A 21,541-nucleotide genomic window follows, 5' to 3' on the forward strand; every position below is an offset into this window, starting at 1 on the left:
CACAGTTGAGGAAGATGAAGAGGGTCTGCAGTTCGTGGTAGCCATCGGGGCGGCGGCCGTTGACGTGCAGGAAGAGGTTGAGCTTGGCCGGGGCGGGCCAGCGGATCGGCGTCTGGTCGTGCATCATGGTGTCAGGGTCCACTCGTTGATCTGCAGCTTGAGACGGCTCTCCTGCCCGGTCATGGTGAGCAGGTGGGGCAGGCGATAGCCGTCCTGATCCCGATAGTCCCCGTAGACGATCTGCCACTGGCCGTCGCGCACGCTGGCGAGGCTGGCATCGGGGTTGAGCTCGAATTCGGCCTGCCCCGGCAATCCCTTGATCCACTCAGGCAGCCCGGCCACCGGAATGTGCCAGCCGGTGAGCTGATAGACCAGGAGCTCGGCATCCTGGCTCTGGTGCTGTTTTCCGTCGTTGTCGAGCAGAGTCACCTCGCCGCCGGTGCGGGAGAGCTCCAGAATATGGGTGCCGATGAGGCTGGTGAGGTTGAGGCGATAGTCGTCGCCGTTCTGCTGCCAGTTGAGGCGGGCGCTGCCCTTCTGGCGGGCGGTGATGATGGCCATCTTGCCCGACAACTGCCAGTGTGTGAGGCGTTCGAGGCGGGCGCGCTCCTGCTGCCAGTTGACCTGATCCCGCTGGGGTTGGGTGGTGGTACAGCCCGCCAGCACCAGCAGGCAGGCGAGGGAGAAGATACGCAACAACAAGGTGGAGCTCCGCAGATGAGGTTTGCGACAGTATAAGGGGCGGCCGTATTGCTTTTAAAGACTTACCCTTTCTCGTACAATTGTCGGCCTCTACACCCTGTGCATGAAACGATCATCACCCACCCATGAGTCTGCTTGCCCTCGGAATCAACCACAACACCGCCAGTGTCGCCTTGCGGGAGCGGGTCGCCTTTGGCCCGGACCGCATCGATCGCGCCCTGCGTGAGCTGGTGGAGCAGCCTGGCGTCAGCGAGGCGGTGATCGTCTCCACCTGCAACCGCACCGAGCTCTATTGCAGCCTGGAGCAGGGGCAGGGGGAGCAGGTGCTGAACTGGTTGCAGCGGTTCCACGCGCTGGAGGCGAGCGAGGTGCTCTCCGCCATCTACCGGCACCAGGACGAGGAAGCGGTGCGGCACCTGATGCGGGTGGCCTGCGGCCTCGACTCCCTGGTGCTGGGGGAGCCGCAGATCCTGGGGCAGATCAAGCAATCCTACGCCCACGCTCAGCAGGCGGATGCGGTGAAAGGATCCCTGGAGCGCCTGTTCCAGAAATCCTTCTCGGTGGCCAAACGGGTGCGCACCGACACCGAGATCGGCGCCAGCGCGGTGTCGGTGGCCTTCGCCGCCGTGAGCCTGGCCCGCCGTATCTTCTCCGATCTCTCCCAGACCAAGGTGCTGCTGGTGGGCGCCGGCGAAACCATCGAACTGGTGGCCCGCCACCTGCGCGAGCAGAGCGTGACCCGGATGATGGTGGCGAACCGCACCCTGCAACGGGCCCAGTTGCTGGCAGAGGAGTTCGGTGCCCAGGTAATGACGCTCGAAGAGATCCCGGACTACTTGCACGAGGCGGACATCGTCATCAGCTCCACGGCAAGCCCCCTGCCCATCATCGGCAAGGGCATGGTGGAGCGGGCGCTCAAGGCGCGTCGCTTCAAGCCCATGTTCCTGGTGGATATCGCCGTGCCCCGCGACATTGAAGCCGAGGTGGACGAGCTCTCCGATGCCTATCTCTACACGGTGGACGATCTGCAGGGCATCATCGAGCAGAACCTGGAGACCCGCAAGCGGGCGGCCGCCGAGGCGGAACTCATCGTGCAGGAAGAGCGCGACGAGTTCATGGGCTGGTATCGCAGCCAGCACTCGGTGGATCTCATTCGCGATTATCGCCATCAGTCACAGCAGGTCGCCGACGAAGAGTTGCAGCGGGCCTTGCTGGCCCTGCAACAGGGTGAAAATGCCGAGCAGGCGCTCAAGGCCATGGCCCATCGCCTCACCAACAAGCTGATCCACGCACCGACCCAGGCCCTGCGCCAGGCCGCCGCCCAGGGGGACAGCCACAAGCTGGCCCAACTGCGTCAGGTGCTGGGATTGTCACAAGAATCATAGTGTTGGGACGGCCCTTTGCCGTCCCGTCCTCCATCGAGAATCCAAGAGTCATGAACCCCTCATTGATCAGAAAGCTGGAAGGCCTCATCGAGCGCCATGAAGAAGTACAGGCCCTGCTCGGGGAGCCCGGGGTCGCCTCGGATCAGGACAGATACCGCGCCCTGACCCGGGAATACGCCCAGCTGGAAGATATCGTTCACGCCTTCCAGCGTTTCCGCCAGGCCGAAGAGAACCTCGACACCACCCGGCTGATGCTGGAGGAAGAGGATGCCGAGCTGCGGGAGATGGCGCAGGAGGAACTGCCGCTCGCCAAGGCGACCTTCGAGGAGCAGGAGCAGGCGCTTCAGGTGATGCTGTTGCCGCGCGACCCCAAGGATGACAACAACTGCTATCTGGAAATCCGCGCCGGTGCCGGTGGCGACGAGGCGGCCATTTTCGCGGGGGATCTGTTCCGCATGTACTCCCGCTACGCCGAGCGTCAGGGGTGGCGTGTCTCCATCGTCAGCTGCAATGACGGCGAACACGGTGGCTACAAGGAGGTGATCGCCAAGGTGGACGGCGAGCACGTCTACGGCCGCCTCAAGTTCGAGTCCGGCGGCCACCGGGTGCAGCGAGTCCCCGAGACCGAATCCCAGGGTCGGGTGCACACCTCCGCCTGTACCGTGGCCGTGCTGCCCGAAGTGCCGGAAGCCGAGCAGGTGGAGATCAACCCCTCCGAGCTGAAGATCGACACCTTCCGCGCTTCCGGTGCCGGCGGCCAGCACGTCAACAAGACCGACTCCGCCATCCGCATCACCCACCTGCCCACCGGGCTGGTGGTGGAGTGCCAGGACGAGCGCTCCCAGCACAAGAACCGCGCCAAGGCGATGTCGGTGCTCTCCGCTCGCCTGCAGGCGGCTGAGGACGAACGCCACCGCGCCGCCGAGCAGAGTACCCGCCGCAACCTGGTGGGCTCCGGGGATCGCTCCGAGCGCATCCGCACTTACAACTATCCCCAGGGGCGTCTCTCCGAGCACCGGATCAACCTCACCCTGTATCGTCTGGGCGAAATCCTGGAAGGGGATCTGGACTGCGTGATCACCCCCCTGGTGCAGGAGTATCAGGCGGATCAGCTCGCCTCCTTGGCCGAGAGCAACTGATGCAGATCCAGCAGGCCCGCGCCCATATCATGGCGACCCTGGCCTCCGGGGAATCCCCCCATGCCGACGCCGATGCCCTGCTCTGTCATCTGCTGGATTGTCGGCGCAGCTATCTGATGACCTGGCCGGAGCACGAGCTCGATGCCGCCCAGCAGGCGACCCTGGCGGGCTGGCTTGCCCGTCGCCTCAATGGTGAGCCCATTGCCCACCTCATCGGCGAGCGGGAGTTCTGGTCGCTGCCGCTGAAAGTGAGCCCGGCCACCCTGATCCCGCGCCCCGATACCGAGGTGCTGGTGGAACAGGCGCTGGCCCGCCTGCCGGTCGGCCCCTGCGCCCTGCTGGATCTGGGCACGGGCACCGGTGCCATCGCCCTTGCGCTCAAGTCTGAGCGACCGGATGCCGATGTATGGGCGGTGGACAGGATGCCGGCCGCGGCCGCGTTGGCCCGCACCAACAGCGCCGCCCTGGGGTTGCCCATCGAGGTGCGCGACGGCAGCTGGTTTGCGCCGCTCTCGGATGCACCGCGCTTTGCGATGATCGTCTCCAACCCGCCTTACATCGACGGGACGGATCCCCATCTTCACGAGGGGGACGTGCGCTTCGAGCCGCGCTCCGCCCTGGTGGCGGAGGAGCAGGGGCTGGCGGATATCCGCCTCATCGTCACCCAGGCGCCCGCCCATCTGGTGCCAGGTGGTTGGCTGTTGCTGGAACACGGCTGGGATCAGGGGGAGGCGGTGCGTCAACTCCTGCTGCAACAAGGCTACGTCCAGGTGGAAACCGTGCGCGATTACGGCGATAACGAGCGGGTGACCCTGGGGCGCCTGGCTCAGTGATATGACGGGCGGGCCCGGTCTGCCCCTGTTCAAGGAAATCTTATGTATGTTGTTCTCAAGCATCTGCACCTCACCCTGATTGCCGGTGCCGTGCTGATGTTTATCCTGCGCTTTTACTGGTTGCAGACCGGCTCCGCGCTGGCAGGGGGCGCCCGCACCCTCAAGATCAGCGGCTGGCTCAACGGCCTGGTGGTGCTCTCCGGTGCGCTGCTCTGCATGGTGCTGGGTCTCAACCCCCTCAACAACGCCATCCCCTGGCTGGCCGAGAAGCTGACGTCCATCCTGGTGGTGGCGTTTCTGGCCATGATGGCGCTGCGTCTGGCCCGCAGCAACGGCATCCGCTGGTTTGCCTTCCTGGGCGCACTGGGGTGGATCTTCTTTATCGCCAAGCTTGCGGTGCAAAAGCAGGCCAGCCTGTTCGGCTAGGAAGGATGACGATGATACGTGTGGATGAGTGGACCGACTTCGAGGCTCACGATCTGGCCGAGCTGGCGCTGTCGGTGAGCGACGAAATCCGGGGCCATGGCGGCACGGGAGAGGCCGAGCTTGCCCGCCTCGATGCCTGGCTGGACGAAACGATTGCCGAGGGAGACTGCGACGAGGTGCGCCGTCAGCTGTTGCAGGGTTTCTACCAGACCCTGGGCTTTCGTGGCGACTGGCAGGATTACTTCTCGTCCGCCAACTGCGATCTGGACCAGGTGCTGGCAAGGCGCAAGGGGATCCCGGTCAGTCTCGGCATCCTCCTCATCCAGCTGGGTCGCAAGATAGGGCTGGATGTGGAGGGGATCTGCTTCCCCGGCCATTTCCTCCTGAGTTTTGCCGGTCTGGACGGGGAGGTCTATGTGGACCCCTTCAACGGTGATGAACTGAGCCGGCACCGCATCGAACTGCTGCTGCGCGGTGCCCTCGGCAACCTGGCGAGTCTGAGCGATGATCATCTGCAGCCATCGGGGCAGTGGGAGATCATCGAGCGCTTGCTCAATGTCAGCAAGGGCGCCCTGCTGCGCGAGGAGCGCATGACGGAGGCGCTGCGCTGCAGCGAGCTGCTGCTGCGCATGAAGCCCGGCGATCCGCTGGAGACGCGGGATCGGGGCTTCATCTATGAGCAACTCGATTGCCCGCGCTTTGCCGCCGACGATTTCGAATACTTTATTGAACAATGCCCTGATGATCCCGTGGCCGATGTGCTGAAAACCCAGCTGGCCACCCTGGACCTCAGTCCCAAGCCCCTCCATTAAGGATCCCTGAGATGGAACAGAAGAATATCAAGGTCAACCAGATCGACGTCGCCAACGACAAACCTTTCGTGCTGTTCGGCGGCATGAACGTGCTGGAATCCCGCGACATGGCGATGGCGGTGTGCGAGAAGTACGTGGAAGTGACCAGCAAGCTCGGCATCCCGTTCGTGTTCAAGGCGAGCTGGGACAAGGCCAACCGCTCCTCCATCCACTCCTATCGCGGCCCGGGTCTGGAAGAGGGGATGAAGATCTTCCAGGAGCTGAAAGCGACCTTCGGTATGCCGGTGATCTCCGATCTGCATGAGCCCCATCAGGCCAAACCGGTCGCCGAGGTGGTCGACGTCATCCAGCTGCCCGCCTTCCTGGCGCGCCAGACCGATCTGGTGGAGGCCATGGCCCGCACCGGCAACGTCATCAACATCAAGAAGCCGCAATTCCTGAGCCCAAGCCAGATGAAGAACATCACCGACAAGTTCGAGGAGTGTGGCAACGATCGCCTGATCCTCTGCGAGCGCGGTGCCAACTTCGGCTATGACAACCTGGTGGTGGACATGCTGGGTCTGGGCGTCATGAAGAAGAGCACCGGCGGCTATCCGGTCATCTTTGACGTCACCCACTCCCTGCAGTGCCGTGATCCCCTGGGAGCGGCCTCCGGCGGTCGCCGCGAGCAGGTGACCGAGCTGGCTCGTGCCGGCATGGCGGTGGGCCTGGCCGGTCTCTTTATAGAGTCCCACCCGGATCCGAAAATTGCCCGCTGCGACGGCCCGAGCGCCCTGCCGCTGGAGAAGCTGGAAGGCTTCCTCAAGCAGATGAAGGCCATCGACGATCTCGTCAAGGGCTTCGAGCCCCTCGATACCTCCGCCTGATCGCGATTTTTACTATCAAAAATGCCCCGCCATGCGGGGCATTTTTATTTCCGTCATTTTCATTTGGTGCTCTTCGGCGTCCATTGCGACCATGTTTCCGTGGTGTTAATGATGTTAAATATATTGTGTGATTGATGTCTCTTATTTGCTTCTTATGACATGCAAAAGTAGCGACCGTCAGGATGGCAAAAAGGTATGAAGCGGGTGAGATAACCCTATTTCTCGCCGCAGACTGCTGCATGCGTTATTTGCTGTCAGTGGAGTCACACTTATTAACAGGACGTTGAACATGCACAAGAAAATTGTCAGTAGCCTCTATTTTCAGGTGATATTGGCAATCACCATCGGAATATGTCTGGGACATGTCTATCCGAGTCTGGGCGCAGATATGAAACCCCTTGGTGATGGCTTCGTTAAATTAATCAAGATGATCATCGCCCCCGTCATTTTCTGTACCGTGGTCACCGGCATTGCCGGCATGGAAAGCATGAAGGCGGTGGGCAAAACCGGTGCCATTGCGCTGATCTATTTTGAAGTGGTGAGCACCCTGGCCCTGATCATCGGTCTGTGCGTGGTCAACGTGCTGCAGCCCGGGGCCGGTATGAACGTGGATCCCTCCTCACTCGACGCCAGCGCCATCTCCGTCTATGCGGATCAGGCCCAGTCCCAGGGGATAATTCCCTTCCTGCTGGATGTGATACCGGCCAGCGTCATCGGTGCCTTTGCCGGCGGCAATATACTCCAGGTGTTGCTGTTTGCCGTCCTGTTCGGATTTTCCCTGCATCATATCGGGGAGAAGGGAAAACCCATCTTCAATATCATCGATGGTTTCTCCCAGGTTATTTTCGGCATCATCAACATGATCATGAAACTGGCGCCGATCGGGGCATTTGGTGCCATGGCATTCACCATAGGGAAATACGGTATTGGTTCTTTGGTTCAGCTGGGGCAATTAATTGCTAGCTTCTATCTGACCTGCCTGCTGTTTATTTTTCTGGTGCTCGGCAGTATCGCCAAAGCCAATGGCTTCAGCATTGTGCGCTTTATTGCCTATATCCGGGAAGAGCTGTTGATCGTGCTGGGAACATCCTCGTCGGAATCCGTATTGCCGCGCATGCTGGTGAAAATGGAGGCGCTGGGCTGCAAGAAATCGGTGGTGGGTCTGGTGATCCCGACCGGTTACTCATTCAACCTGGACGGCACCTCCATCTATCTGACCATGGCAGCCGTCTTCATCGCCCAGGCGACCAACACCCCGCTGGACCTGTTCCATCAGCTCACCCTGCTGGTAGTGCTGCTTATCTCCTCCAAGGGGGCGGCCGGAGTCACGGGGAGTGGCTTCATCGTGCTGGCAGCCACCATCTCGGCGGTAGGGCATCTGCCGCTGGCCGGGCTGGCGCTGATCCTCGGGATTGATCGCTTCATGTCGGAGGCGCGCGCCCTGACCAACCTCATCGGCAACGGGGTGGCGACCCTGGTGGTGGCCCGTTACTGCGATCAGCTCGACGAGGCCACCATGCAGGACGCCCTGGCGAAACCCGTGGTGGCAAGGCCGGTGGACCTGCGAAGCTGACCCAGGTTCCGGCGGCGATCATCACCCATGAAAAAACGGCCCGAGGGGGCCGTTTTTTATCTCTTTACGCAGGGCGCCTTACAGGCTCTGGGTGAAGGTGCGGGTGACCACGTCACGCTGCTGCTCCGGGGTCAGGGCGTTGAAACGCACGGCGTAACCGGAGACGCGGATGGTGAGCTGCGGGTATTTTTCCGGGTTGGCGATGGCGTCTTCCAGGGTTTCGCGGCGCAGTACGTTGACGTTCAGGTGCTGACCCCCTTCGACCACAGGCTCTTGCTGAACCGGCAGTTCACGGTATTCGAATTGACCCAGGTCGGAGAGGCTGACTTCCTGATCGGCGGCAAAGCTGTCGCCCTTGGCGCAGATGCAGCGAGCCTGTTGTTTCTCTTCGTCCAGCAGCCAGAAAGAGTTCAGCAGAGCGGCGTTGGCGGACTGGGTGATTTGGATGCCCTTGATCATGGTATGACTCCTCATAGGAAAGCGGATTCAACGGTAAGCACATTACCCTGATGTTTTTAAACCACCTCTTGGAAGGAATGATTTAACGGGGCCTTGCCTTACACCTTTACTTCGTTGGGGCCATATATACCACGACGGTAATATTACGAAAATTGATCCAAATCAATAAAACACCATTTTGCGCGCATTGAAAGGGATTAAATCATTGAGTTGAATCAAAAACAGATCATTTTTCTGTTTTTGTAAGATATATGAATTATGCATTTTTTATTATTCATATCCAGTAATTTAACTACACCTTTGGGGTTTATTTCTGGCGTCAGCGAAAACCGGCCTGCCCAGAGGCCTGTCCGAAGGACGCCCTGTTATTCCTGTGTCGACGCAGCCTCGGTCATTGCCCGTGAACGCCGCCGCCGCTTCCCAGGCTGGCAAGGCTGAGCCTGACCTCCATGCGGTTGCGTCTTGGGGGCGAGGACTCTATCCTGAGCCCCTTGCTCTATTGACCGAGGAGATAGCGGTGCCAAGCTGGACAGAAGGCGGGGAGTGGGGAGAGGCTGGCATGCCAGCCAGGATGGAAGGAGTGGATTCGCAACGAGAGGAGACGGGTGTGCTGACCTGGAAAGATGTGATTGGTTCGGAGAAAGAGCAGGCGTATTTCATGGACACCCTGGCCACCGTCAGGGCCGAGCGGGAGGCGGGCAAGGTGATCTATCCCCCGGCGACCGAGGTCTTCAATGCCTTCAAACTGACCGAGCTGGATGACGTCAAGGTGGTGATCCTGGGGCAGGATCCCTATCACGGCCCGGACCAGGCGCACGGCCTCTGTTTCTCCGTCTTGCCCGGAGTGCGCACGCCGCCGTCCCTCGTCAACATCTACAAGGAGATGCAGCGGGATCTGCCGGGTTTTGTCACACCCCATCACGGCTTCCTGGAATCCTGGGCCAGACAGGGAGTGCTGCTGCTCAATACGGTGCTGACGGTCCAGGCGGGCCAGGCCCACTCCCATGCCCACCTGGGGTGGGAGACCTTTACCGATCGAGTCATCGAGCGGATCAATGCCCATTGCCAGGGAGTCGTCTTCCTGCTGTGGGGCGCTCATGCCCAGAAGAAAGGGCGCTTCATCGACCGGTCGCGCCACCATGTGCTGAGCGCCCCCCATCCCAGCCCGCTCTCTGCCCATCGCGGTTTCATCGGTTGCGGCCACTTCTCCGAGGCCAATCGCCTGTTGGTCCTGCAGGGACGCAGTCCCATCGACTGGCTCTCGGTCTGCGCCGATCCGGCGGCCTGACGCCGTAAATGCACAGGGGAAATGGTGTCCCCTGTGCCCCCTGTGGTGAGAGGCTGGTGCAGCCGCTGTCTGCATCCGACTTGATTGAGTGCAAAGTTCAGGCAATAAATGACCGTATACTCGAGACAGACGTTTTCTCATTTCAGTGCAAGGAGTGCCCATGTTATCCAGTCTGCATAAGGACCACCTCAACATCACCCGGTTGCTGACGCTGCTCAAGCAAAAGCTGGCGGCCATTCGCAATGAGCAGCCGGTGAGCTACTTCCTGCTGCGGGATGTGGTGGATTATCTGCGCGAGGTATCCGACAAGTACCACCACCCGAAGGAAGACATGATTTATGACTACTACCTGAAATACAGGGTGGTGGAGGGGGAGGTGGCCAACCGGCTGCACGAGGAGCACGCCCGTCTGCTGGATGCAGGGACCGAGCTCAAGGAGATGGTGGAGATGATCCTGATGGATGCGGTCATCCCGCTGGATCAGTTCACCGCCAGGTTGGAGCAGTTCATCGAGCAGCAGGAGGCGCACATGAACTATGAGGAAGGGGTCATCTTCCCCCATCTGCGCGACTCCCTGACCGAGGATGACTGGCGTCATCTCGAACAGCTCTGGCAGAACCGGGCCATCAATGATCCCCTGTTCGGGGCGGAGGTGAGCCAGCACTTCCAGGCGCTGGCCAAACAGCTCTCGCTGCCTGCAGCCTGACAGGAGGTTCACCCATAAAAACAGCGCCCCGGTCAATCCGGGGCGCTGTTTTTATGGCTCCACTCGCTGGAGTGAAACATGGGCGGCGTGGGCGTATCAGAGCTCCAGGTCGTCCGATCCTTCATAGGCGATGTCGATGGCCTGCAGCTCCTTTTGCAGGCGGTGCTTGTCTTTAAGCGCCTCAATCTCACGCCATTTGCGTTTTTTTCCCGTTGTCCCGCGGCTACGTGAACCCAGCTCAACGACCTCGTCAAAATCGAAGTTGAACATGTCCATGGCTCCCTCCTTGGTTTTATGGTTTTCACCATCCGTATAACACGACGCCTTTGAAAATAAAACGTTTTTATGACGAAGTTGTGACAACCGGAAACAGGCACAAAAAAACCGGGCTGCCCTTTCGGGAGCCCGGTTTTTGCAGCGCCACTTCGCTCTGTGAGCGCAGTGTGGCGAGCGGCCTTACAGGTGGCTTGCCAGCATGGTTTCCAGCTTGCCCTGGTCGATGGCGAACAGGCGGATGCCTTCCCCCAGTTTCTCGACGGCCATGGCGTCCTGGTTCAGCTCCCAGCGGAACTCGGCTTCGGTCATCGGGGCCGGTTTGGCTGTGCGCTCGCCGGTGTAGTCCAGCTTGCGCACCACGGTGCCTTCGGTCTTGCTCAGCTCTTCCAGCAAAGCGGGGCCAATGGTCAGGCGGTCGCAGCCGGCCAGTTCCAAGATTTCGCCGGTGTTGCGGAAGCTCGCGCCCATGACCACGGTCGGGTAGTCGTGCTGCTTGTAGTAGTTGTAGATGGCGGTGACGGAGACCACGCCCGGATCTTCACTGGCGGTGTAGTCACGGCCGTTCTTGGCCTTGTACCAGTCGAGGATGCGGCCCACGAAGGGGGAGATGAGGAAGGCGCCGGCTTCGGCACAGGCACGAGCCTGGGCGAAGGAGAACAGCAGGGTCAGGTTGCACTGGATACCCTCTTTCTCCAGCACCTCGGCGGCACGGATCCCTTCCCAGGTAGAGGCCAGCTTGATCAGGATGCGATCATTGCTGATGCCGGCTTCGTTGTAGAGGCGGATCAGCTTGCGGGCCTTGGCGATGCTGGCGTCGGTGTCGAAGGAGAGGCGGGCGTCCACTTCGGTGGAGATGCGGCCCGGGACGATTTTCAGCACTTCTAGGCCGATGTTGACCGCCAGCTTGTCGCCTGCGTCGATGATTTGCTGTGCCTTGTCCTGGCTCTGGGATCTGGCCCAGGCAATGGCGTCCTGGATCAAGGCTGCGTACTCGGGGATCTCGGAGGCCTTGAGTACCAGAGAGGGGTTGGTGGTGGCATCGATGGGCTGGTAGCGCTTGATGGCTTCGATGTCGCCGGTATCGGCAACCACTGTGGTCAGGGCTTTCAGCTGGGTCAATTTATCGGCCATGGCAAATATCATCTCTTTATGAGGGAGCAATCCCAGGGTGGTGGGCATGAGACGGCAGTTCTGAAATTAAATTACAAGATCCCGGCGGCTCAGGCTCAGAAAGGGGCGATGGGCAGGCCCCATCGTCATTGCCTGCCTAATTAATACGGATGTGGCGCATCCTGCAATAGGGGGGCTTGTATGCGAATCAGCCAGGTGGTGAAAGCGGTACCGGCTGTCTGGTGAAAGTGTTTGATAAAAAACGAGTTTTATTCATGGTGTGGCGGCTGGCTCCGACATGGAAAAGCGCAATTATTTTGGTGGATTCATGAATTTGTGCGGGAGGTCACATAAATAGTTCTGTCAGCTACTTGAAATTTAATTACGTGTAAAACGTTTTGCGTTACAACCCCTTGCCGATGAGGCATGAGAGGCAAACGCTTGTCTCCCTGATGTCGTTTCACACAGCGGTTTTTACCCCCATGGGATGAGTTGTAAAATGGTTCTCTATTGGCTCTAATTTGTGAGGGGCTGGGTTGCACATCAATTTTTGTTGATTTATTGCGTGCTAAATGAAGCTTTTTTGCATCAAATTGCTCGTTTTTTGTCTCCCCAGTGAGCCCTGTCACTATTCTGAATTCCCTCGCTATGCTAGATTCCGCCCCTTCGGCGCAATGCTGGTTCGGAAATTGACAGAGAGCGGTCAGCGCAGACTGGCCATGGATGTGATAACAACGAGAGAATTATGGACACCTTGATTGCAATGATTAACGACCTGATGTGGGGAGCCGTGCTCATTTACCTGCTGATCGGGGTCGGTATCTTCTTTACCTTCCGCCTGGGCTTTATCCAGATCCGCCACTTCGGCCACATGTTCTCGGTCCTGCGCAACAGTCGCAAATCCGACAGCGCCGGCATCTCCTCCTTCCAGGCTCTGTGTACCAGCCTGGCGGCACGCGTCGGGACGGGCAATCTGGCCGGTGTGGCCGTCGCCATCTATCTGGGTGGCCCTGGCGCCGTCTTCTGGATGTGGCTGATCGCCTTCATCGGCATGGCCACCGCCTTCGTGGAGAGCACCCTGGCCCAGCTCTACAAGGTCAAGGATGAGGATGGCAACTACCGGGGCGGTCCCGCCTACTACATGGAGCGCGGCCTCGGCATGCGCTGGATGGGAGTGGTCTTCTCACTCTGCCTGCTGCTGGCCTTCGGTCTGGTGTTCAACGCGGTGCAGGCCAACTCCATCAGCCTGGCCATGAACGTCGCCTTCGGCATCCCTGACTGGGTGAGCGGTCTTGCCCTGGTGGTGCTCTCCGGTCTCATCATCTTCGGCGGCATTCGTGGCATCGCCCGCTTTGCCGAGCTGGTGGTGCCCTTCATGGCACTGGCCTACATCCTGATGGCGCTGTTCGTGGTGTTCATGAACATCAGCGAGCTGCCGAGTATCTTCGCCCTCATCATCAAGTCTGCGTTCGGCATCGAGCAGGCAGGTTCCGGCGCCATGGGCTATGCCATCTCCCAGGCGATGATCAACGGCATCAAGCGCGGCCTCTTCTCCAACGAGGCGGGCATGGGCTCTGCCCCCAACGCTGCCGCCACCGCCACCCCCTATCCGCCGCACCCGGCCTCCCAGGGTTATGTGCAGATGCTGGGGGTCTTCCTCGATACCATCGTCATCTGTACCTGTACTGCCGCCATCATCCTGATGTCCGGCCAGTTCGAGCCGGGCTCCGGCGTGACCGGTGTCGAGCTGACCCAGCGCGCGCTCTCCTCCCAGGTGGGCGGCGGTGGCAACATCTTCATCGCAGCGGCCATCTTCTTCTTCGCCTTCACCTCCATCGTGGCGAACTACTCCTATGCGGAGACCAACCTGGTGTTCCTCGAGCACAACCACAAGGGTGGCCTGATGCTGTTCAGGATGTTCGTGCTGGGCATGGTGATGTTCGGCTCCGTGGGCGAACTGCCGACCGTGTGGGCTCTGGCGGATGTCTCCATGGGGCTGATGGCCATCGTCAACCTGGTGGCCATCCTGCTGCTCTCCGGCGTCGCCATCAAGCTGGCCAAGGACTACAACGACCAGCTCAAGGTGGGCCGCGTGCCGACCTTCGATGCCAACAAATACCCCGAGCTGCGCAGCCAGCTGGAAGAGGGGATCTGGGACAACCCGGGCAAGAAATAAGCCTGCGTTGCAAGGTGATTGAAGGGGAGCCATGGCTCCCCTTTTTCATGGGTAAAAAGAGGGGGCGGCTTCACACTGACTTCACAGAGCCTCATCGGCAGCACACCTCGCGGGACTATGCTGGGTTCATCACTCGCCGCCATGGCGATACCTTGCTAACGACAGTCAGGAGACATGCAATGCAACAACGACAATCCATCTTGTGGGGCGCTCTGGCCACCCTGATGTGGGCCGGTCTGGCTCATGCCGGTGACAAGGCGGCGACCGATCCCCTGCGCCCCGTGGTGGATGCCAGCATCCGGCCGCTACTCAAGGAGCACAGGATCCCGGGCATGGCGGTGGCCGTGCTCAAGGATGGCAAGGCCCACTATTTCAACTACGGTGTGGCCGATCGGGAGCGCGCGGTCGGTGTGAGCGAGCAGACCCTGTTCGAGATAGGCTCCGTGAGCAAGACCCTGACCGCGACGCTGGGGGCCTACGCCGTGGTGCAGGGGGGCTTCGAGCTCGATGACAAGGCGAGTCTGTTCGCCCCCTGGCTCAAGGGATCCGCCTTTGACAACATCACCATGGGGGAGCTGGCTACCTACAGCGCGGGCGGCTTGCCGCTGCAATTCCCCGAGGAGGTGGATTCGCTCGAGAAGATGCAAGCCTACTACCGCCAGTGGACCCCAGCCTACTCGCCGGGTTCCCATCGCCAGTACGCCAACCCCAGCATCGGGCTCTTTGGCTATCTGGCGGCGAGCAGCATGAAGCAGCCGTTCGATCGCCTGATGGAGCAGACGATCCTGCCGGGGCTTGGCCTGTACCATACCTACCTCAATGTGCCCGAGCAGGCCATGGGGCACTACGCCTACGGCTACTCGAAGGAGGACAAGCCCATCCGCGTCACTCCCGGCATGCTGGCGGACGAGGCCTACGGCATCAAGACCAGCTCGGCGGATCTGCTGCGCTTTGTGAAGGCGAACATCAGCGGGGTGGATAATGCGGCCATGCAGCAGGCCATCGACCTGACTCACCAGGGCCAGTATGCGGTGGGGGAGATGACCCAGGGACTGGGCTGGGAGCGTTACGCCTATCCCGTCAGCGAGCAGACGCTGCTGGCGGGCAACTCCCCGGCGATGATTTACAATGCCAACCCGGCGGCGCCCGCGCCCGCTGCAACAGGGCACCCTGTGCTCTTCAACAAGACCGGCTCGACCAACGGCTTCGGGGCCTATGTGGCTTTCGTGCCGGCCAAAGGGATCGGCATCGTCATGCTGGCCAATCGCAACTACCCCAACGAGGCGCGCATCAAGGCGGCCCACGCCATCCTGACGCAACTGGTCAGGTAATGGTGCGCCTTCGCTGAGCCTTGAGGGCACGTCGCATCGCGGCGTGCCCGTTACCTCGGACCCGACCCCTCAAGGGCGACCTGGCAGGGGGCGGGTCGATGAGCATGCTAGTCCGGACCTCTCCTGCGGGAGATGTCCGGATTGGCATCCACCGAGTGCCATCTCGTCACTAGGCCCCGGCAGGCCGCCCGCTCTATAGTGCCCGGCATCTTCCTCTGCTTTTGCAGGATTGAGTTGTCAATCTCGCTGACAGCGCACCTGTGATGGCGAAATCTGCTGCTATGGAGCCTTCATGGGTATGTTTCTGCTGTGTACTTTTCTGATGATCATCCTCTATCCCCTCGGGATCGATCTCTATCTGGTGGCCGTCCCCCGCATTGCGCAAACCCTGCAGGGGAGCGAGGCGCAGATCCACACCGCTTTTTCCATCTATCTGCTGGGCATGGCGGCTACCGTGCTGCCGGGGGGCATGCTGGCGGATCGCCATGGCAGGCGCCCCGTGGTACTGGGTGGCGCCCTCATCTTCGTGGTCGCCTCCCTGGCGGCGGCGGAGGCGACCGGCATCGCCCAGTTTTATCTGGGGCGTTTCTGGCAAGGGGTGGGCGCTGGAGCGCTCTACATCATGACCTTCACCGTGCTGCGGGATGTGCTGAGCCAGGCACGCCTCGCGATGGCCCTCTCCCTCATCAACGGCGTGATCTGCGTTATTCCGGTGCTGGCTCCCGTACTCGGTTACCTCATCCTGTCGCACTTCGAGTGGCGCGGCATCTTCGTGGGCATGGCGCTGGTGGCTGTCATCAGTGCCCTGGTCAACCTGCGACTGCTCAAGGAGACCCGCCCCGCCCGCCAGCCTGCGGGGGCATCGCCGCTGGCCCTGCTGGGCACGGCCCCCTTCATGCTGCGCGCCTTGCTGACCAGCGCCAGCGTGACCGCCATCCTGGTCTATGTGAGCGTCTCGCCCCTCGTCCTGATGATCACGTTCGGCCTGTCTCCCGAGCAGTACACCCGGCTGATGATGGCGATGGCCGGGGTGAGCATGTCCGCTTCCTTCCTGACCCCCTTGCTGCTGCGCTGGCTCGGCAAGGCAAGGGTGCTGGCGCTCTCCCACCTGCTGGCTTTGCTCGCCCTGTTGTGCAGCAGCGGGCCCGAAGGCGGCCTGTCCTGGCTGCTGGCGGGATATGCCCTGGTCTGCATCGGGTTTTCCTGCGGGTTCGGGGTGGCGATGGGGGAGGCGCTGGATGTGTGCGGGGATCAGGTGGCATCGGCCAGCGCCCTGCTCTGCATCATGCAGATAGGGTTGTCCGGGCTCTTCATCTGGGGGATGGGCCATCTGGGGATGCCTGCGCTCTGGATGCTGATCCTGGCACTCCTGCTGGCGCTGCTCGGTTACCTGGTGGTCAAGGTGCTGCTACCATGGCGTGCGGTACGGCGAGTTCGGGCTCGGGGATAGGAGAGACGCGATGCGCAATCTGGGTGAACTCGATTTGAACCTGCTGGTGGTCTTCAGGCACCTGATGCAGGAGCGCAGCGTGGCGGGGGCGGCCAAGAAGCTGTGTGTCACCCCGTCGGCGGTGAGCAAGGCGCTTGGCAAGCTGCGGGACTGGTTCGGGGATCCCCTCTTCGTGCGCGTGCGCCAGGGTTTGCAGCCGACCAATCTCTCCCTGACCCTGGCGGAGGAGCTCAAGACCTGGTTCCAGCTCACCGAGAGCATCAGCACCCTCAACAGCGAGGCGATCCCCGAGGGGGCCCGCTTCAGTCTGGTGATGGAGTCCCCCTTTGGCATCAGCTTCCTGAGCGAGCTGCCCACGACCATCTACCAGAAGTACCCCCACTCCGTGGTCAGGATGCTGGGCTGGGATCACCACTCTCTCACCGACATCGTCAACGGGGAGGCGGATCTCGGCTTCTGTGCCCGGGAGACCCACGGCCGCTCCCATGCCAGGGTCAACCGGCTGCCCTATTACATCGATCATGAGGTGCTGTTCTGCGATCGTCCCGTGGTGTTCCTGCGCAAGGATCACCCCTTGCTCGGGCAGACGTGGTCGCTGACCCGCTTTCTGGCCTGCCCCCAGGTGAGCGTGGTGTGGGAGGCCAGCGACAGCTGGGCACTGGATGATCTGCTGGAGGACGAAGGCCACAGGCGGCAGGTGCCCATCATGGTGGCGAGCTTCGAGCAGGCGCTGCACATCGCCGCCCAAAAGAGCCATGAGCTGATCGCCGTGGTGCCTTCATATTGCGCGGACTATGCCGCCAGACATCACCCCGACCTCATCCCCATGCCGTTGCCGCTGGAAGAGTCTCTCTATGCCCAGCTGGAGATCGCCTTCATCCTGCTGTGGCACAAGCGCCACAATCAGGATGCCAAGGTGATGTGGTTGCGGGGAGAGATCCGGCGGCTCTATGGCCTGGCCGCAGCGGGGATGACGCGTTTTGCCTGGGGCGGGCCCATGGGGAGCGGGGCGGTGAAAGAGAAGCAAGGGGGAGGAGGCTCCCCGGTTTAGTCGTACTGCTCTTCCATCCAGGCTTCGACGATGAGCTGGGCGGAGACGCCGTCCACGCTCCCCTTGTCCAGCGCCTTGTAGCCGCCACGTTCAAACAGGCGGGCGCGGGCATCCGTGGTGGTGAGCCGCTCATCCTTGAACTCCACCGGCTTGCCGAAGCGGCCGTGCAGGCGATTGCCGAACTTGCGGGCCCGCACCGTGATCTCCTGGTCCGTGCCATCCATGTTGAGGGGCAGACCGACGATCAGCAGATCCGGTTGCCACTCCTTGATCAACTTCTCTATCTCGTCCCAGTTGGGGATGCCGTCGTTGGCCTTGAGGGAGCGAAGGGGGCGGGCGCTGCCCGTGAGCTCCTGGCCGATGGCGACACCGATGCTCTTGGTGCCGTAGTCAAAGCCCATGATGCTGCGTGATGACATGGGGTCTCCTCGAAATGGATAGATAAATGAAGGGGGAAGACCCCTCCCAGCCTCTCCCGGAGGGGAGGTCCGGGGTGTCAGCTATGGCCCACCTGGCTGGAGAGGTGCAGGGGGTTGACCCCAATGCTCGCGGCGGCTTGCTGCCAGCGCAGGTGGATGGGGGTATCGAAGACCAGCTTGGGATTGGGGGGGATCACCAGCCAGGCGCCATCCACCAGCTCCTGCTCGAGCTGGCCTGCACTCCAGCCGGCGTAACCGAGCGCCACCAGCCAGTGGTCCGGCGCCTCGTCGGTGCCCAGGGTCTCCAGGATGTCCTTGGAGGTGGTGACCATCATCTCGTCGCTCACCTGCAGGGTGGAGTTGAAGCCCGGGCGGAAGCTGTGCAGCACGAAGCCGCGATCCCCGTGCACCGGGCCCCCCTGCAACACCGGCTGTTTCATCTCGGCGGTGGCGGGGGGATTGAGGTTGAGCTTGGTCAGCATGGCGTCCAGGGACATGTCGACCGGAATGTTGACCACCAGTCCCATGGCGCCTTCGCTGCTGTGTTCGCACAGATAGACCAGGGAGCGCTGGAAATAGGCGTCCGTGAGGCTCGGCATGGCGAGCAGAAAGTGATTTTGCAGTGTTTGCATGGAGCGTATGTATCTCTTAGCGTGCAAAGGTATTTGGGGTGATTATGGCAGTTGATGGCGGCGGGCAAAACCGCTTTTTGCCGGCAGTCAAAGGGGCCTTCACGGCCCCTTGTGTGTGTTTCCTCGCTGCGGCAACGGGTCGCTGGGGAAGGGGTCAGCGGCCCAGCCGGCGCTCGATGGCGTCCATCAGCATGCCGGTAATGGAGACGTCGAAGGCCGCCTCAATCTCGCGGATGCAGGTAGGGCTGGTGACGTTAATCTCGGTCAGGCGATCGCCGATGATGTCGAGGCCGACGAAGATGAGCCCCTTCTCTTTCAGGGTCGGGCCTACCGCGCGGGCGATGGCCCAGTCCGCGTCACTCAAGGGGCGCGCCTCACCACGGCCGCCGGCCGCCAGGTTGCCACGGGTCTCCCCTTGGGCCGGGATCCGGGCCAGGCAGTAGGGAACCGGTTCGCCGTCCACCACCAGCACCCGCTTGTCGCCATCCTTGATGGCGGGCAGATAGGTCTGCGCCATGCAGTACTGGCTGCCGTGAGAGGTTAATGTCTCGATGATGACGCCGACGTTGGCGTCATCTTCCTTCATGCGGAAGATGGAGGCGCCGCCCATGCCGTCGAGCGGCTTGAGGATGACGTCCTTGTGTTTGGCGTGGAAGGCGCGCAGCTTGTCGGCTCTGCGAGTGACGAGCGTGGTCGGGGTGTGCTCGGCAAACCAGGCGGTGTAGAGCTTTTCGTTAGCGTCGCGCAGGCTCTGGGGCTTGTTGACGATGAGGCAGCCCTCATCCTCGGCCCGCTCCAGCATGTAGGTGGCGTAGATGAACTCGGTGTCGAAGGGGGGATCCTTGCGCATCAGGATCACATCCAGGCTGGAGAGCGGCTGATCCACCACCTCGCCCAGCGTGTACCAGTCGGCATAGTCATATTTGACGGTGAGCGGACGCATGGCACCGAAGGCGCGACCGGCCTCCATGTAGAGATCCTTCATCTCCAGATAGAACAGCTCGTAGCCGCGCTTTTGCGCCTCTTCGAGCATGGCGAAGCTGGAGTCCTTCTTGATGTTGATGGCCGAGATGGGGTCCATCACGATGCCGAGTTTAATGGTCATCCGAGTTTCCTTCCTAATGGCTCGATTGGATGTGATGACCCCCTCCCTGCCTCCCCCTTCACAAGGGGGAGGGGCCTGTTGCTCCCTCCCCTGCGAAGGGGAGGGCCGGGGTGGGGTCGGCTGTCAGGCCAGATCGCCAAAGCGGCACTGAAGCGCAGTAATCGCCGTCAGGGCGGCGGTTTCGGTACGCAGCACCCGCGGCCCCAGCAGCATCTCCTTGAAATCTTCCTGCACGGTACGGGCGATCTCGTCGCCGGACAAGCCCCCTTCCGGGCCGATCAGCAGGCGCACGCCGTGCTCAGGGATCGGCAGGGTGTTGATGCTGTAAGGGGCGCGCGGGTGCAGGTTGAGCTTGAGCTCCTGGGTCTCTTCCGCCAGCCAGGCGTCCAGCTCCATCGGCATGCGCACCTCGGGCACGGTATTGCGGCCGCACTGCTCGCAGGCGCTGATCACCACTTTTTGCCACTGTTCGCGCTTTTTCTCCAGCCGAGCGGCGGGCAGCTTGACGCCGCAGCGCTCGGAGAAGAGGGGCGTGATGCAGGTGACGCCGAGCTCCACGGATTTCTGGATGGTGAAGTCCATCTTGTCGCCGCGGCTGATCACCTGACCTAGGTGGATGGCCAGCGGGGACTCCACCGAGCGGGTCTCGCAACTGTCGATGGTCACCTCAACGGACTTCTTGCCCACACTGGTGATGGTGGCGGGGTACTGGTGGCCGTCGCCGTTGAACAGCTCGAGCTGCTGGCCCGGCTGCATGCGCAGCACGCGGCCGATGTGATTGGCACCGTCTTCCGACAGGGCGAGGGTCTGGCCCACCTGCAGGCTGGCCGGTTCATAGATACGTGGAATGCGCATGGCTGATAGTCAGTCTCTTGCTTGGAAACCCTTCAATACCCTACTGCACGGCGGCGAGCAAGGCTCGCGAGACAGAGAGTGAAGGGATTCAGGAGGAGGGGGACGCTCCCCCTCCCTGGTCAAATGGGGTTATTGGCACTGCTTTTCAATGAAGGGATTGGTATTGCCCTGCAGCTTGCCGATACGGCGGTTGCGCTCGCACTCCCAGCGATCAGCCGGATACTGCCTGTCCCAGGCTTCGTAAAGCTTGCGCTGCTGGGCCGCCAGACGCAGTCCGTACTGCTGGCTCATGTAGAGGTAGGCGCGGGCGATCTGGCCACGCACCGGCCCCTTGGGCGGCTGCACCTGGCGCTCCTTGAAGTCCACCAGCATCTGGCACTTGCCGTACTGGTTCGGTTTGCCGTTCCAGTCGCTGAAGCGGAAGTTCGCCCGATCACCGTTCACCTCGCCGATGGCGGGGAAGAGGTTGTGCATGTCTCCCTCCATCCTGTTGAACTCGTCGCTCTTGCCGCAATTCTTGCGACCCCCGTCCTGCCAGCACTGGAGCTGGTGGCCGAACTCCCAGGCGGGCACCACGTGCTCCCATTCGATGCGGGAGGCCCGCTCGGCCTGCTTGCGCGGCAGGTAGCCGCAGCTCTCCCAGTCGGGGGCCATCTTCTTGCCGCTGAACTTGATGTTGCAGCCGCAGTAGAAGGTGACGGGGTGGCTCTGGTAGAGCTTGTTCAGATCCTGCTTGGCGGCGCGAAAGGTCTGGATGTTGTCGGCATGGGCCGGGGCGCTGACCAGCAGGGCCAGGCAGAGGGAGAGCAGAGGGCGAAACATGAATATCCTTGGCAATGAGACAGTTGAATGAAGTAAGCGCGCACCCTATCACAGGAGCGCGACACGGGGTGACTCAATCCGCCGTCGTGTCGCGCTGCCACACCAGGGGCTGGCGACAGCGGCGG

The 21,541-nt window shown here is 61.5% G+C and carries 22 protein-coding genes; 13 read left to right on the forward strand and 9 right to left on the reverse strand.

Annotation, left to right across the window (positions count from 1 at the left end):
- Nucleotides 1–123 precede the first annotated feature (123 nt).
- Nucleotides 124–702, reverse strand: coding sequence for a lipoprotein insertase outer membrane protein LolB (gene lolB, locus AACR77_RS08470; protein WP_042015579.1), 579 nt, complete (start codon nucleotides 700–702; stop codon nucleotides 124–126).
- A gap of 125 nt (nucleotides 703–827) precedes the next feature.
- On the opposite strand from lolB, the gene hemA reads away from it, so the two are divergent.
- The 7 genes from hemA to AACR77_RS08505 all read left to right on the forward strand — a co-directional run bounded on the left by hemA (nucleotide 828) and on the right by AACR77_RS08505 (nucleotide 7,736).
- Entirely contained in the window at nucleotides 828–2,087 is a 1,260-nt protein-coding gene (hemA, locus tag AACR77_RS08475; protein ID WP_041212583.1) for a glutamyl-tRNA reductase, read from the forward strand.
- Between the two features lie 50 nt (nucleotides 2,088–2,137).
- Nucleotides 2,138–3,226, forward strand: coding sequence for a peptide chain release factor 1 (gene prfA, locus AACR77_RS08480; RefSeq protein ID WP_041215613.1), 1,089 nt, complete (start codon nucleotides 2,138–2,140; stop codon nucleotides 3,224–3,226).
- On the forward strand, nucleotides 3,226–4,059 hold the full coding sequence (gene prmC, locus AACR77_RS08485; protein ID WP_042880798.1) for a peptide chain release factor N(5)-glutamine methyltransferase: 834 nt from the start codon (nucleotides 3,226–3,228) through the stop codon (nucleotides 4,057–4,059). Before prfA ends, prmC begins: the two co-directional genes overlap by 1 nt.
- 42 nt (nucleotides 4,060–4,101) lie before the next feature.
- Nucleotides 4,102–4,485: a SirB2 family protein gene (locus tag AACR77_RS08490; protein ID WP_042880800.1), complete on the forward strand. Its 384-nt coding sequence runs from the start codon at nucleotides 4,102–4,104 to the stop codon at nucleotides 4,483–4,485.
- An 11-nt stretch (nucleotides 4,486–4,496) separates the two neighbouring features.
- Nucleotides 4,497–5,297 (forward strand): SirB1 family protein, encoded by an 801-nt coding sequence (locus tag AACR77_RS08495; RefSeq protein WP_041212584.1) that lies wholly within the window; start codon nucleotides 4,497–4,499, stop codon nucleotides 5,295–5,297.
- 11 nt (nucleotides 5,298–5,308) lie between these two features.
- On the forward strand, nucleotides 5,309–6,163 hold the full coding sequence (gene kdsA, locus AACR77_RS08500) for a 3-deoxy-8-phosphooctulonate synthase (protein ID WP_039039605.1): 855 nt from the start codon (nucleotides 5,309–5,311) through the stop codon (nucleotides 6,161–6,163).
- Between the two features lie 289 nt (nucleotides 6,164–6,452).
- A complete protein-coding gene (locus AACR77_RS08505; RefSeq protein WP_041212586.1) occupies nucleotides 6,453–7,736 on the forward strand; it encodes a dicarboxylate/amino acid:cation symporter in 1,284 nt (427 codons plus the stop codon).
- A 78-nt stretch (nucleotides 7,737–7,814) separates the two neighbouring features.
- Here the strand turns inward: AACR77_RS08505 and grcA are convergent, their stop codons facing one another.
- Nucleotides 7,815–8,195, reverse strand: coding sequence for an autonomous glycyl radical cofactor GrcA (gene grcA, locus AACR77_RS08510; RefSeq protein WP_010673855.1), 381 nt, complete (start codon nucleotides 8,193–8,195; stop codon nucleotides 7,815–7,817).
- A 607-nt stretch (nucleotides 8,196–8,802) separates the two neighbouring features.
- Between grcA and ung the strand changes: the two genes are divergently transcribed.
- Both ung and AACR77_RS08520 read left to right on the forward strand, forming a co-directional pair.
- A complete protein-coding gene (gene ung / locus AACR77_RS08515; RefSeq protein ID WP_042880802.1) occupies nucleotides 8,803–9,483 on the forward strand; it encodes a uracil-DNA glycosylase in 681 nt (226 codons plus the stop codon).
- Nucleotides 9,484–9,643: 160 nt separating this feature from the next.
- Nucleotides 9,644–10,189, forward strand: a complete 546-nt coding sequence (locus AACR77_RS08520) for a hemerythrin domain-containing protein (protein WP_042880804.1) — start codon at nucleotides 9,644–9,646, stop codon at nucleotides 10,187–10,189.
- Nucleotides 10,190–10,285: 96 nt separating this feature from the next.
- Here the strand turns inward: AACR77_RS08520 and AACR77_RS08525 are convergent, their stop codons facing one another.
- Nucleotides 10,286–10,465 carry a DUF3545 family protein gene (locus AACR77_RS08525; protein WP_010673858.1) on the reverse strand — a complete coding sequence of 60 codons (180 nt, stop codon included), beginning with the start codon at nucleotides 10,463–10,465 and terminating at the stop codon, nucleotides 10,286–10,288.
- A 180-nt stretch (nucleotides 10,466–10,645) separates the two neighbouring features.
- Complete coding sequence (gene tal / locus AACR77_RS08530) at nucleotides 10,646–11,596, reverse strand: transaldolase (RefSeq protein WP_042880821.1); 951 nt, start codon at nucleotides 11,594–11,596, stop codon at nucleotides 10,646–10,648.
- A 724-nt stretch (nucleotides 11,597–12,320) separates the two neighbouring features.
- Between tal and AACR77_RS08535 the strand changes: the two genes are divergently transcribed.
- The 4 genes from AACR77_RS08535 to yidZ all read left to right on the forward strand — a co-directional run bounded on the left by AACR77_RS08535 (nucleotide 12,321) and on the right by yidZ (nucleotide 17,583).
- On the forward strand, nucleotides 12,321–13,751 hold the full coding sequence (locus AACR77_RS08535; protein WP_042880806.1) for an alanine/glycine:cation symporter family protein: 1,431 nt from the start codon (nucleotides 12,321–12,323) through the stop codon (nucleotides 13,749–13,751).
- 179 nt (nucleotides 13,752–13,930) lie between these two features.
- The gene (gene blaMOX, locus AACR77_RS08540; RefSeq protein ID WP_042880807.1) at nucleotides 13,931–15,082 is read left to right on the forward strand and encodes a CMY-1/MOX family class C beta-lactamase; all 1,152 of its coding nucleotides are present in this window, start codon (nucleotides 13,931–13,933) and stop codon (nucleotides 15,080–15,082) included.
- Between the two features lie 292 nt (nucleotides 15,083–15,374).
- Nucleotides 15,375–16,532: an MdtL family multidrug efflux MFS transporter gene (locus AACR77_RS08545; protein ID WP_042880809.1), complete on the forward strand. Its 1,158-nt coding sequence runs from the start codon at nucleotides 15,375–15,377 to the stop codon at nucleotides 16,530–16,532.
- A 10-nt stretch (nucleotides 16,533–16,542) separates the two neighbouring features.
- Nucleotides 16,543–17,583 (forward strand): HTH-type transcriptional regulator YidZ, encoded by a 1,041-nt coding sequence (yidZ, locus tag AACR77_RS08550; protein ID WP_052224792.1) that lies wholly within the window; start codon nucleotides 16,543–16,545, stop codon nucleotides 17,581–17,583.
- Here the strand turns inward: yidZ and ruvX are convergent.
- The 5 genes from ruvX to AACR77_RS08575 form a co-directional block, all read right to left on the reverse strand.
- Complete coding sequence (gene ruvX / locus AACR77_RS08555; RefSeq protein ID WP_010673863.1) at nucleotides 17,580–18,002, reverse strand: Holliday junction resolvase RuvX; 423 nt, start codon at nucleotides 18,000–18,002, stop codon at nucleotides 17,580–17,582. The two genes, yidZ and ruvX, sit on opposite strands and share 4 nt — an antisense overlap.
- Before the next feature lie 77 nt (nucleotides 18,003–18,079).
- On the reverse strand, nucleotides 18,080–18,634 hold the full coding sequence (locus AACR77_RS08560; protein WP_010673864.1) for a YqgE/AlgH family protein: 555 nt from the start codon (nucleotides 18,632–18,634) through the stop codon (nucleotides 18,080–18,082).
- A 154-nt stretch (nucleotides 18,635–18,788) separates the two neighbouring features.
- Nucleotides 18,789–19,739, reverse strand: a complete 951-nt coding sequence (gene gshB, locus AACR77_RS08565) for a glutathione synthase (RefSeq protein WP_042880811.1) — start codon at nucleotides 19,737–19,739, stop codon at nucleotides 18,789–18,791.
- Nucleotides 19,740–19,862: 123 nt separating this feature from the next.
- Nucleotides 19,863–20,594: a 16S rRNA (uracil(1498)-N(3))-methyltransferase gene (gene rsmE, locus AACR77_RS08570; RefSeq protein WP_042880813.1), complete on the reverse strand. Its 732-nt coding sequence runs from the start codon at nucleotides 20,592–20,594 to the stop codon at nucleotides 19,863–19,865.
- A gap of 129 nt (nucleotides 20,595–20,723) precedes the next feature.
- Nucleotides 20,724–21,416 carry an endonuclease gene (locus AACR77_RS08575; protein ID WP_039040144.1) on the reverse strand — a complete coding sequence of 231 codons (693 nt, stop codon included), beginning with the start codon at nucleotides 21,414–21,416 and terminating at the stop codon, nucleotides 20,724–20,726.
- Nucleotides 21,417–21,541 lie beyond the last annotated feature (125 nt).

The organism is Aeromonas sp. ZOR0002 (assembly GCF_963866995.1).
GTDB lineage: Bacteria > Pseudomonadota > Gammaproteobacteria > Enterobacterales > Aeromonadaceae > Aeromonas > Aeromonas caviae.